11 protein-coding genes and 1 pseudogene are annotated in these 11,970 nt (G+C 37.4%); 5 read left to right on the top strand and 7 right to left on the bottom strand.

Annotated elements, in window-relative coordinates:
• Positions 1-9: 9 nt before the first annotated feature.
• Together QZV03_RS08070 and QZV03_RS08065 are read right to left on the bottom strand one after the other, a co-directional pair.
• Positions 10-438 (bottom strand): hypothetical protein, encoded by a 429-nt coding sequence (locus QZV03_RS08070; RefSeq protein WP_296875697.1) that lies wholly within the window; start codon positions 436-438, stop codon positions 10-12.
• A 32-nt stretch (positions 439-470) separates the two neighbouring features.
• The gene (locus QZV03_RS08065) at positions 471-623 is read right to left on the bottom strand and encodes a hypothetical protein (protein ID WP_296875694.1); all 153 of its coding nucleotides are present in this window, start codon (positions 621-623) and stop codon (positions 471-473) included.
• Between the two features lie 335 nt (positions 624-958).
• Here QZV03_RS08065 and QZV03_RS08060 point away from each other — a divergent pair, with 335 nt between their 5' ends.
• Both QZV03_RS08060 and QZV03_RS11290 read left to right on the top strand, forming a co-directional pair.
• Positions 959-1,408, top strand: coding sequence for a MarR family winged helix-turn-helix transcriptional regulator (locus tag QZV03_RS08060; RefSeq protein WP_296875692.1), 450 nt, complete (start codon positions 959-961; stop codon positions 1,406-1,408).
• A gap of 2 nt (positions 1,409-1,410) precedes the next feature.
• Positions 1,411-2,792 (top strand): annotated as a pseudogene (locus QZV03_RS11290) (MFS transporter).
• A 47-nt stretch (positions 2,793-2,839) separates the two neighbouring features.
• Here QZV03_RS11290 and QZV03_RS08045 read toward each other — a convergent pair.
• Together QZV03_RS08045 and QZV03_RS08040 are read right to left on the bottom strand one after the other, a co-directional pair.
• A complete protein-coding gene (locus QZV03_RS08045; protein ID WP_296875687.1) occupies positions 2,840-2,962 on the bottom strand; it encodes a hypothetical protein in 123 nt (40 codons plus the stop codon).
• Between the two features lie 100 nt (positions 2,963-3,062).
• A complete protein-coding gene (locus QZV03_RS08040; protein WP_296875685.1) occupies positions 3,063-5,669 on the bottom strand; it encodes a transglutaminase domain-containing protein in 2,607 nt (868 codons plus the stop codon).
• A gap of 625 nt (positions 5,670-6,294) precedes the next feature.
• Between QZV03_RS08040 and QZV03_RS08035 the strand changes: the two genes are divergently transcribed.
• Entirely contained in the window at positions 6,295-7,005 is a 711-nt protein-coding gene (locus tag QZV03_RS08035; protein ID WP_296875683.1) for an alpha/beta hydrolase, read from the top strand.
• Here QZV03_RS08035 and QZV03_RS08030 read toward each other — a convergent pair.
• Together QZV03_RS08030 and QZV03_RS08025 are read right to left on the bottom strand one after the other, a co-directional pair.
• The gene (locus tag QZV03_RS08030) at positions 7,002-9,305 is read right to left on the bottom strand and encodes a transglutaminase domain-containing protein (protein ID WP_296875680.1); all 2,304 of its coding nucleotides are present in this window, start codon (positions 9,303-9,305) and stop codon (positions 7,002-7,004) included. The two genes, QZV03_RS08035 and QZV03_RS08030, sit on opposite strands and share 4 nt — an antisense overlap.
• A gap of 90 nt (positions 9,306-9,395) precedes the next feature.
• Positions 9,396-9,581, bottom strand: coding sequence for a hypothetical protein (locus tag QZV03_RS08025; RefSeq protein ID WP_296875678.1), 186 nt, complete (start codon positions 9,579-9,581; stop codon positions 9,396-9,398).
• Positions 9,582-9,674: 93 nt separating this feature from the next.
• Here QZV03_RS08025 and QZV03_RS08020 point away from each other — a divergent pair, with 93 nt between their 5' ends.
• Together QZV03_RS08020 and QZV03_RS08015 are read left to right on the top strand one after the other, a co-directional pair.
• Complete coding sequence (locus tag QZV03_RS08020; protein WP_296875676.1) at positions 9,675-10,241, top strand: hypothetical protein; 567 nt, start codon at positions 9,675-9,677, stop codon at positions 10,239-10,241.
• An 8-nt stretch (positions 10,242-10,249) separates the two neighbouring features.
• A complete protein-coding gene (locus QZV03_RS08015) occupies positions 10,250-10,615 on the top strand; it encodes a hypothetical protein (protein ID WP_296875674.1) in 366 nt (121 codons plus the stop codon).
• A 221-nt stretch (positions 10,616-10,836) separates the two neighbouring features.
• Here the strand turns inward: QZV03_RS08015 and QZV03_RS08010 are convergent.
• The coding region (locus QZV03_RS08010) for a GGDEF domain-containing phosphodiesterase (RefSeq protein WP_296875672.1) at positions 10,837-11,970 on the bottom strand (1,134 nt) is incomplete at its 5' end.

Raw genomic sequence — 11,970 nt, 5'->3', positions numbered from 1 at the left:
GAATTGCTGTTATTCTGTTTTTTCTATTTTTAATGGTTTGAATTTGTTCAGGTCGTTGAACTCTTCCAAATACTTTTGACATGCACTGATTTTGGAATTTTGAAGTTCATCAAAGGAGCATTCCACAAGATATTTGTCCCCTTTAATTTCAAGGATTTCCAAAACGCCGACTTTATCTTCCAGCTTGTTAGTGTACTGTGCGAAGGTTCCGTTGACTGTAACCTTATAGTCGTCCCTGTTTTCAAACTTGTCATCATAGTCGATGAATTCGGAATATGAATCCATTCTCATTTCAAAGTCATCATGAGTGAATGTCACAGGATCCCTATCGAAATCCAAAGGAGCATTATAGTCGGTTATGCCTTCTGCTGAGACGATTCCCATTGCGAATGTCAAGAGTATCAGTGATGCGAACATTATTTTTAACTTGGAATTCATTTAATCACCAATTAATAGTATTATGAAATGATTTAATATAGTTTTACCTTTTGATGCTTGTTCCATCGAAGGTTAATTTCCGCACTTGAAGCCTTTCTGGTTTCAAGGGGGTTGTTGAGCTTATAGTTAATATCCCTCATGATGTAAAAGGTCTGATAAATCCCAACATTCAGATGGATTTTCATAATATCACTCCAATAGTTTATTTTAATACAGACATGCAGCAATATCATCAGCACAATATTATCTTTCCTGACCATAGTTGCTGGAACCTGAATTGTTTATTTTCAATATTTAGTATCATATTCATCTTATTTAAGCTTAATCCAATTGTAGTGACTCTAAAATATTGTATTCACTTTGAAAAATTGCTTTCATTGAAACATAGTATATAAAACTATCGGCTCTCAAAATAAGGAAATATTTAAACTTTGCAGAAAAACTTAATTGTTTTATTATTAACTGTTTCATAGGAAACATTTATATTTTTATCACAACATATTAAATATCAGGTGATAATATGAAAAGCCATCAGGCAATCATGGACAGCTCACCCATAATAGCATGGATTCACAACATCTCGCTCAATCAGCAAAAATATATGAAAAGAAAATTCAAAGACCTTGATTTGGGCCATGACGTGAGATATATCATGTATATCTATGACAACCCCAACTGCTCACAGGAGGATTTGGTAAACATGTTCTGCCAGAGCAAGGGAAATATAGCAAAGGTTTTAAGAAAACTCGAGGATGGGGGATTCATCAAAAGGGAAGTTGATCCTGAAAACAGACGAAAATACAAATTGAATACAACCGAAAAGGGACGCCAGCTGGTTCCAAAATACAGAGAATTATCAAAAAACTGGGAACTTGAAGTCGGCATCGGAGAGGATGAACTGGAACTTAAAAATAGAATAAGGGAAATTGCAATTAATGGAATGAAGCTAACTGAAAATAATGAGGGATAAAAATGAAGTTAAATCTTGAGACAACAGTAGTATTCGTATCGTTCATAACATCATTTTTTGCGGTCTTTCTGTCAAACGGGATAATCATAGGTGTTCCGGCAATAGCACAGGACTTTGCAATGAATAATGTTATACAGAATTGGGTACCGACAATATTTTTCCTTGTCGTTGCGGTGTTCACCGTTCCGGCAGGACAGATTTCAGGAAAATTCGGAGTAAAAAAATCACTGCTTGCGGGAATTATGGTATTTCTGATAGGTTCAATCGGCGCATGCCTGTCATTTTCAACCGAATCATTTCTGGTTTTCAGAATAATGCAGGGTGCGGGAGTCGCATTTCTGAATGTATCCGCAATGGCCATGGTTGTGCATGCGGTTTCACCGAAAAACAGAGGAAAGGCATTGGGTTTTACAGTTACAGGAGTATATCTTGCGACATCACTTTCACCTGTATATGCGGATTTCTGGTGCATAACCTCGGATGGAGGTCAATGTTTTATTTTGTGATACCGTTTCTGGTACTGTGCATAATACTCATGTTCACCAAAATACCTAAAGAGTGGAAGACATATCAAGATGACAAGATTGATAAAGTTGGTTCTATGTTGTATGGTATAGGAATTTTGTTTTTCATTTACGGATTTACCAGTTTGATAACAACACCAGGTAAATTATTAACCGTTCTTGGAATTATTTTGCTAGTAATATTTGGAGCATATGAGCTGAGGCAAAAGTCTCCGGTATTCAACATGAACCTGTTTAAAAACAAGAAGTTCACATCATCAAACATTGCGGCACTTTGCAGCTATCTGGCAATCATGGTCGTTACAACAATCCTGAACTACCATTTCCAGTATGTACGCGGATGGGATGCACAGATGTCCGGTATGATATTGATTATCACACCAATAATAATGGCAATAATGGCTCCAAACGCAGGAAAATTATCTGATAAGATTCATCCGCAGAAGCTTGCGGCAACAGGTATCGGAATAGCTGCCGTTGCGCTTGCAATACTGACATTCCTCACAGGAGACACACCGCTTTATATTGTAATTCTTGCAATGGTCCTTCAGGGTGTTGGTATGGGACTCTTCTCAAGCCCTAACATGAACGCAATCATGAGTTCAGTTCCTCCAAGGGATGCCCCTACAGCCTCAGCTTCTCAGGCAACAATGAGGACAATAGGCCAGACCATGAGCCTGGGTCTTTTGACACTTGTATTTTCATGGGTGATGGGCTATCTGGAACTTGCACCTAAATATGCTTTGATGATCGTTCAAGCATCACAAATCATCTGTCTGATATGCACAGTTGCTTGTGTGCTTGCGGTATTTGCTTCACTTGTCGGAATAAAATCCACTGACAAGTTCAATACTGAATAGATGAATTGATATATATCAATTCATTCTTTTTTTTTAAAAAAATAAGATTATTTGTTCTTGCAGCATCCAAAAAAGAAGTTTTTAATCTTTTTTGATGTTGATTTTTTGTCCGCTTCGATTTTTGCATCTCTTTTGTGCATGTTTTTTCTAGCTTCAACCATACTATCCATAATTTCACCTCAAATTTAGTTGTACCTAAATTTAAGTTTGTAAGAAATAGTATATAAATATTTGTAAAATTTATAAAAAAAAGAAAAAAAGGATAGTTAATTAGAATGACAAACTACTGTAAATCCCATGAAGATTAAAGGATTTAGTATTCCAATTAGCTACGCTTCCAAGAGAGTTTCTTGAACTTGTTGCATCTGCAACTGTCCACTTACCGTCAATTAACACTTGAGTCCATACATGTCCATAAGTACTTCCACTGCTGAATCTACATGTTCCGTGAACATATCTAGCAGGCAAATCAGCTGTTCTAAACATAGCAACCAATAAGTGTGACTGATCAACACAGTTTCCTGTCTTGTATTTCAGGGTATTGACTGCACCATATTTTGTATCATAATAGAAACTATATGAAATGTAGTCTCTTACATAGTTGAATATGGCTTTAGCTTTTGCTGAAGCACTTGTTAAACCTTTAGTTACACCGTCAACAACCTTTTTAATAGCATCATTATTAACTGGACAATTGGTTGTAGACTTAAGATATGGAGTTAAGTCCTTAATGGTATTCTTTTCATTGATACCGGTTCCTGTTGGGGAAACTCCTCCACCGTCACCATAGGATATTGTGACATAATTAGGAAGTACCTTGCCGTTATCACCGTACCACGCTAAAATTCTTGCAGTTGCATCGACCAGTTCATTGTAGATGATGTTACCTACAGCTGATGATGCATAATTAGGTGCCTGTTTGTTGGTACTAATAAAGTTTGCAACGTTTTTAGCGAGGGCCAGATAACCGGATTTATACAACTCTGTTGTACTGATTGCGTCACCGGATGGTGAAGTAGGATCTTCAACACCAGTGATAAATGCGATAGCACTTGTTTTGGCATTGCCCAATTCATTAATTGCCTGACACATAATATATAGGAATTCAGGTACGGTAAATGTAAGTCCGCCACATGAAACAGTGGTTGGTAACTTATTGTTATTTGCAATGGAGTTTTTCAAGCTTTTTGCAGCAGTAATCACATTGGCAAGAGATACTGTGGAAAGCTTTTCAACATGCAAATCAGTTTGTCCTGTTGAAGGAGCATTCAGGTTGTCTCCTTCGAATGAATATGAGACACTGTAGTTACCAGGTGTGAAACTTGCACTTATGGTTGCATATCCGTTTGAATCGGTTGTAGCACTATATTCCTTTCCGTTAACATTTAATTTTACGGCTCCACCTGAAACGGCCTTACCGTTGCTGTCAAGTATTAACAGTTTAACTGTCTGGGTACCCTGGTTGAAAGTGGTTGAACTTTTCCAGTTAATGGAACTTGCATTCCTTTCAACAACTTGGATTGTAGTTGATTCAGTCTTTTTGCTGATTTTTGATTCAGCATCGTTAGTATATGTAATCTTATAGGTACCAATGTCCAAGTTTATAGTTATTGCAGCAAGTCCTTGACTATTGGTTGTTCTGGAATATGTTTTTCCATCTACGTTAATTGTGATTTTTTTGCCTGCAAGAGGCACACTACCTGATGATAGAGCCACTTTGAACGGTGTTTTAGCACCATGACCGAAAATGGTTGTACTTTTAACTGTGTAGGTAGGAGTTTTACTTGGAATGATAGTCAGTTTAGCTTTTGTGCTAGATGCTTTGTAATAACCATATTTTGCAAAGCTATACTTAACGTTATATACTCCATTTTTAAGTGAAGGCAATTTCAAAGTAGCATAACCATACTTGTTGGTATTTGCCCTGTATGTCTTACCATTTACAGTGAATTTGATAACTTTACCTTTTAAAGGAGCATATCCAAATTCATTAAGTAATCTGACTTTGATTTTTTTGGTATCCTTACTAAGGAATGTGTAATCATTAGCAGTTAAAGATGTTTTAGCTGATGTAACAACTTTTATAGTGTTGGTTCTAGTCAAACTATCTCTGTTGTATGAAATAATTTTATGAGTACCTTTCTTTAGATTTTTTACTGAAAGACTAGCTACTCCCTTACTATTGGTTTTAACTTTGTATGTTTTCCCATTAATCTTAAATTTAATATATTTGTTGGCCAATACCTTTCCGTTGCTCTTATAGAAAGTAGCGGAGAATTTTCTGGCATCAGTATAAACCTTATTGATGTTCTTTGCGGAAATAGTAGACAAAATCTTGAAATTGGTGGTCAAACTATAACCTGTTACAGGATTTGTTGCTGTAACCTTGTATGTTCCAGGCTTAAGATTAATGTCCAAGGAAACTACACCCTTACTGTCGGTTGTTCTAGTGTAAGTCTTGCCGTTCACAACAATTTTAACTTTTGTATTGTTCAATGCTGTTCCGTTCAAGTCTAAGAAAGTTGCGGTGTATTTTGTACTTCCCTTGTAATATTTAGTAGTACCTTTTGCATTGATAGTCTTGGACGCATCAAGATATGATGTGGCATTATTATCAGATGCCAAAAGATTTACTTCTTGTGTGTTAGTTGATAAAGTACTTGAATTTTCAGATTTCAAAACATCTACTGATGAATCGTTATCAACTACAGCTTCACTTGCCTGCAGATCCTGTGATTCGACGCTGATTTTAGCATCTGAATCATCAACGCTAGAAACATGTGAACCTGTACTGTTTACATCACTTGCATATATTGAACCGACTGATAATGCAGCAACCAGAACAAATATCAAAGTGAGTAATATTTTTCTGTTCAAAATATTTTACCTCCATAACAAAATGAATATTCTACGGGAATTTAATCCCGCTCACTAATATATAATGCAAATATCTTATATAAACCTTTTTATTAGCTAAATCCTATTAAATGAGTTTGATTTTAAAAAATAAGGTTAATACATTACTAAAATTTTACATTATATTGATTTTTACTTTAAACAATCAGTAAAAAGATTAAACTATGTAATTTAATATATTGAGCTGAAAAACTAAACTAGAAATAAACTACCTACTCCAAGCACTGTATTTTAAATCAATACATATATACAAGTTTTTAAATTAAAAAACAATACTATTCACCTAAATAAAACAGATATTATTCCATTTTATTAGTTTATTTGAAAAATAAGATATTTTAATGATATTTGTGAAAAATGTTTAAAAATTTTCCTAAAATCATAAAATCAATGCAAATTGACAGTTTTTAAAAGAAATGAAATAATCATTTGCCTACAATTTCACTCACGTCACTGGAAGATATATTTGCCATCGGGACTTTTCCTTAAGATTTTTTTCAATATCTAAAAAGGTGTCGGACTCATCAATTACCGAACTTGTGATGATTTATATGATTAATATATATAATAATATAAGGGTGCAAATATGAAGAAAAAATCAATCATTGTTATTATTTTAATTATAGTGCTGGCAGTCTTTGCATATGGAATATACTATGTAAACGACTACTATCATGCAGACGACACTGTAAATCAATACCTCAACGGAACCAGGAATGTAACTGTCACAAAACTGGATAACGGCCTTCTTTTGGACGGCCCCGGAAACGACACCGCACTGATATTCTATCCTGGTGCGAAAGTAGAATACACATCCTATCTTCCGATGCTTACCCACCTGTCCGAAAGGGGCGTTGACTGCTATCTGGTTGAAATGCCATTCAATCTGGCATTCCTTGGAAAGGATCTCGCTGGCGACATAATGAGGGATTCAAATTATGAGCATTACTACCTCTCAGGCCATTCCCTCGGAGGGGCCATGGCATCGGAATACGTGAACAGTTCAGGAAATGTTAGCGGACTCATACTTTTTGGCGCATACTCAACAAAGGAAATCAACAAGCCTGTTCTTTCCATATACGGATCCAACGACAAGATATTGAATCTTGAAAAATACAATGAATCCCGCCATCTCATTGACAAGAACCTCACCGAAATCATAATAGACGGCGGAAACCATGGACAGGTAGGAAATTACGGCAACCAGCAAAAAGACGGCAGGGCTACTATCACTCACGATGAACAGCAGAAAAAAAGTATAGATGCAATGGTTGATTTCATCAACAGGTTAAACTAGAACGGAAGACTGCGGTATCCCGCATGTACCTTGACGGTTTTGGTATTCCAGTTCTGTATCTTACCCAACTGGTTGGAATAGCTTATCGCATCTCCACAAACCCAATGATTGCCTATATAAACCTGTGTCCAAACGTGTCCATAGACATTTCCACTTAAAAAGGTGCATGTTCCATGGACATACCTTGCCTTCAGACCGGCTGTCCTGAACATTGCAACCAGCAGGTGTGAATGGTCAACGCAGTTTCCCGCCTTATACTGCAGTGTTTTTGATGAACCGTATCTTGTGTCATAGTAATATCTGTAACTTAATGTGTCACGCACGTAATTGAAGATTGCCTTTGCCTTATCCTCATTATTTTTCATTCCCTTGGTGAGTTTCTTGACAAGCTTCTTGACCGCCTTTGTTCCCACCTTACAGTAACTTGAGGATTTTAGATACTTTGAGGATATGCCTGATGCCTTCTGGTTTACTCCATTACCGAATGAGGACAGCTTGACTTTTATTGATTTTGAAGCGGATGATGGCATATAGAAGTTATTTCCGTCAACCCTGAATGAAACCTTATATCCTCCGAATGCGACTACTGTTTTGAATGTGGCTATTCCCTTTGATGATGTGGTTGCATAGTATATTCCACCATCAATTTTCAGGATAACTCTTTCACCTTCAATAGGATTTCCATCAGAATCGGTCAGTTTTATCTTGAATATCTGGATTGAATCCTTAAATGAACTTCCACTCATCCATGTGAGTTTAGTATTGTCCCTTTTGAAAACATCAATATCGCAGCTACCGGATGATTCATTGACATATGAATCACCTGCAAAGGAATATTTGACTGTATAGTTGCCGATTGCAAGATTGATAGGTAATGTCGCAATACCATTACAATCTGTGGTTTTGACATATTTGGTGGAGCATATTTTGAATGTGACTGCTTTTTTAGCCAAAGGCACGCCACCTGCACTCAGCAAAACCTTAAACTCTGTTCCCGCACCATATCCGAAACTGGTTGTGCTTTTAACCTTAAGGCGAGTGTCTGTTTTATTAAGGACTGTGACATAATTGGTTGATTTGGATGGCTTGAAGTACTTTGTACCGGCATAACTGTAGCTTACTGTGTAGATTCCTTTGGAAAGGTCAGAGACGTCAAGTAAAACATTACCGTTGGCATCGGTTTTTTTGGAGTATGTATCTCCGTTGATGTTAATCTTGATTGCTTTTCCTGAAAAGGATGGGCCTCCAATGCTTGTCTTGAACTTGACTGCAATCTGTTTTGTATCGTCCTCAAAGAAGGTGTAGAACTTTGTGGTTAATTTTGTGGTGGCCTTCTTATTGTAGATTTGAATCTTGAATGTCTTTTTATATCCGTCGCTGTTGCAGCAGACGATCTTATATGTTCCCTTTTTAAGTTTATTTAAGGACAGAAAAGCCTTGCCGTCTGCATTGGTTTTGACCTTGTATGTCTTTCCCTTTAGAATGAATTTGATATATTTTTTGGCCAAAGGCTTGCCGTTGCTTTTATAAAACTTGGCTGTGAACTTCTTGCCGTCACCGATGAACTTCTGCACATCGGATGATGTAATTGTCTCAAGAATCCTGAATGTGGTGGTGAGCTTATATCCTGTAAGGGGATCGGTTGATTTTATCTTATAAGTTCCGGGATTCAGATTTACAGGCATGCTCACAACTCCCTTTGAGTTGGTCTTTTTTGAGTATGTCTTGCCGTTGAGGGTTATGTTCACATTCCTGTTGGCCTGTGGGATTCCCTGACTGTCAAGAAATGTTGCTGTGTATTGAGTGCCTGCCTTGTAGTATTTTGTGATGTCTGATGCAATGATTGTGGAAAGCACATTAACATATGAGGTCAAAGTGCAGTTTTCATGTATATCATCGCCACTGAAAGCGGAAGTTATTGTATGCCTTCCAACATTCAAATTCAGTTTCAACCAGGCAACACCATAATCATCGGTTAGGGCAGTGTAGTTTTTACCTTCAATGCTGAAAGTGACAGACTTGTTCGCAAGTGCAATTCCTGAATTCGAATCCTTCAGACTCACCTGATAAGTTCCCTTATAGTATACATCATTGGAATGTGAATCAAGCTCTGTCATGTTTTTGGAAGCATCATTCAATAATGAATCAGAATTGCAGGATTTCAATGAATCATAATTGCCAACAGTGTCATTTAAACTTACTATACTTGAATCTGTCGAATTTACGTCCTCGGCATTCACCGCCACAACTGAAAATATTAGAATTAAAAATAAATATATCAAAATTAATGATTTTTTCAAAATTTTCCCCCAATGTTATTAATTAAATTGAACAAACAATATAAAATTTTTGATGGGGAACTAAAAAAATGATAAAAAAAGAAATAGTAATTAGAATGGAAGACTATCATATATACCGTTTAGGTGAAATGAATTGGTGTTCCAATTAACTATTTCTCCTAAAGAGTTTCTTGAACTTGTTGCATCAGCACATACCCATGTATCACCAATCAGTACCTGAACCCAAACGTGTCCGTATGTACTTCCGCTTGAAAACGTACATATAAAATATGACAATATCTGATTAGATTATATCAAAATTAATTCGATTTAACGGATTTAAAAATTTTTTGAAAAATTATTTAAATATTTCCAAATAAACTTAAAAATATGGAAGATGGCGCTAGTGAAATGAAAAAGTCAATTGAAAAATTATACCAAAGACTTGATGCGGTCTCACCGGTTGATTTTGACTGTGGAAAATTATGTGGAGAAATATGCTGCGTATACGACAGTGAGGAATATCCGAACGATGAGCTTGCACTTTTCCTGATGCCGGGCGAGGAGCTCATGTATGAGGATTCAGAAGAGTTTGACCTCTATTATATAGATGCGGCCGAACTGGACTTTCCCCATTCATGGAAAGGGGAGGTGTGCCTTGTAAAATGCAGAAATCCTCCAAGATGCGACAGGTCAATAAGGCCTATCCAGTGCAGGACATTTCCGCTGGTTCCGCACATCTCAAAAGACGGCAGCTTTCACCTGGTGCTTGATGAAACCGAATTTCCATACAAATGTCCGATAATAGAGGATCACATTCCATTCAGGGATGATTTTATAAAAGAAACATATGAGGTATGGAAGATACTTATCCAAAATCCATTGGTATACGATTTCGTGGACATGGATTCAAGAAGACGGGAAAACAGAAAGATTGACTTTGAAATTGTTATTTAGGTGAGAATATGATTCGAAAGATATTGATTTTTCTTCTGGCACTCTTTGTCTTAATCAATGCTGTTGGTGCGGTCGACTCATCAAACTGGACAACCGCAACTGTCGGATATGAGGAGTTCAGGATACCTCCGGAGTATGAAAACCCATACTCAAGCGACTTCAACATGTATGAATACGACTATGACATTGACAGGTTTACAATCAGATACGTCAACCCTGCGATAATGGACCTTTACGGCTATTTCATCGAGCACAACAGTGCAAAAAAGGTGAATGTCAGCGGCCATGACGCCATTCATTTTACCACATATGACAGGCACAGCGAAAAGAAATATGACCTGCATGATCAAACGTCCAAGATCACTCCAGCCTGAATGGTCATAAAAATGAAAGACCTTATCAAGATAGCTTAAAATTATAATCAAAAGGCTGAACCCGACGATCCACCCGCCTGTTATAAGAAATGCTGTTCCCCATGTCATATAACTTACCCCACACTAACGGTTTTTTATCTCTATATAATGAAAAGCCCTCACCATTTATGTAGGTAAGGGTCTTTCCATGCTAATAAAAACCCCTCATGTATCCAGAGGTTTTACTCATATATCTTAGATTCCATTTTCTTCTCAAAGATCTCAACCGGAAGCGGTTTATCAAAATAAAATCCCTGAGCGATAAAACAGTTATTATCTTTAAGTGTATCCAGCTGTTTCTCTGACTCTACGCCTTCGACTACGCATTTAAGTCCCATTTCCTGAGCAAGTGCGATAACGTGTCTGAACATTATGCTGGTTACGCTTGTTTTATTCTCATTATCGAGAGGGAGGAAATCCTTATCAACCTTAAGGACATCCCAAGGGATCTCTCTGATAAGGTTAAGTGAAGAATATCCGATACCGAAGTCATCAACCGCAGTACTTACTCCCTCGCGGCGAAGTCCTGCAACTACTCTCTTGAGATCCTTGAACTGAACATCCGTAGTAGTCTCGGTAAGCTCTATCTCAATATATTTATGCGGTACATCATGTCTGTCGATGATCGTCATGATATGCTCCAGAAGATCCACATCCACAAGATGCTTTCTTGAGAGATTGACAGAAATCTTAACGACATTTCTGCCCTCATCAAGCCATCTTCTTATGTCAGCACACACCCGGTCAAGGATGTAGAAATCCAGATCACAGACCTCCATGCCCTGCTCCAGGATCGGTATGAATTCCATCGGCGGAATTATATGCCCTTCATGGAACCAGCGGCAGAGTGCCTCGGCACCTATTATCTCTTTTCTGACTATATCGACCTTAGGCTGATAAAATGCATGGAACTCTCCATCCTCCAGTGCATTTTTGAATTTTCTCTTGACCCACTTTGCACGTTCATCAAGATTATTTAATGTCTGGTCATAAATGATGGCTGTTCCTTCATTTTTCCTCTTGGCCATGGATGAGCACATAGTGATCTTATCCATAATGTCTCCCGAATTTGCAGCCACAAATGTATTCGGAAGGACGTAGATGCCTGCTGCTGAAGATATCTCAACCCGTCTCTCCCCTTCTGCACCGAAGGTTATCGGAACGCCCTTAAATATCTTAAACATCTCTTCTTTCTTCTCCGGAGGAAAGATACCGATGAATTTATCTCCGCCCAATCGGCAGATTATTCCATCCTCTCCTATAACATTCTTGATCATGTTATAGTAATTCCTGATGACCTCATCACCATTCTTCCT

The sequence above is a fragment of the uncultured Methanobrevibacter sp. genome (assembly GCF_902788255.1).
Taxonomy (GTDB): Archaea; Methanobacteriota; Methanobacteria; order Methanobacteriales; family Methanobacteriaceae; genus Methanocatella.
The sequence above is the reverse complement of the archived record's forward strand: the minus strand, read 5'-3'. Positions and strand labels throughout refer to the sequence as shown.

Excerpts from the sequence above, each read along its gene's own strand:
- QZV03_RS08045 (WP_296875687.1), bottom strand. The coding sequence starts at position 2,962 with ATGGATAGTATGGTTGAAGCTAGAAAAAACATGCACAAAAGAGATGCA.
- QZV03_RS08035 (WP_296875683.1), top strand. The coding sequence starts at position 6,295 with ATGAAGAAAAAATCAATCATTGTTATTATTTTAATTATAGTGCTGGCA.
- QZV03_RS08015 (WP_296875674.1), top strand. The coding sequence starts at position 10,250 with ATGATTCGAAAGATATTGATTTTTCTTCTGGCACTCTTTGTCTTAATC.
- QZV03_RS08020 (WP_296875676.1), top strand. The coding sequence starts at position 9,675 with ATGGAAGATGGCGCTAGTGAAATGAAAAAGTCAATTGAAAAATTATAC.
- QZV03_RS08065 (WP_296875694.1), bottom strand. The coding sequence starts at position 623 with ATGAAAATCCATCTGAATGTTGGGATTTATCAGACCTTTTACATCATG.
- QZV03_RS08070 (WP_296875697.1), bottom strand. The coding sequence starts at position 438 with ATGAATTCCAAGTTAAAAATAATGTTCGCATCACTGATACTCTTGACA.
- QZV03_RS08060 (WP_296875692.1), top strand. The coding sequence starts at position 959 with ATGAAAAGCCATCAGGCAATCATGGACAGCTCACCCATAATAGCATGG.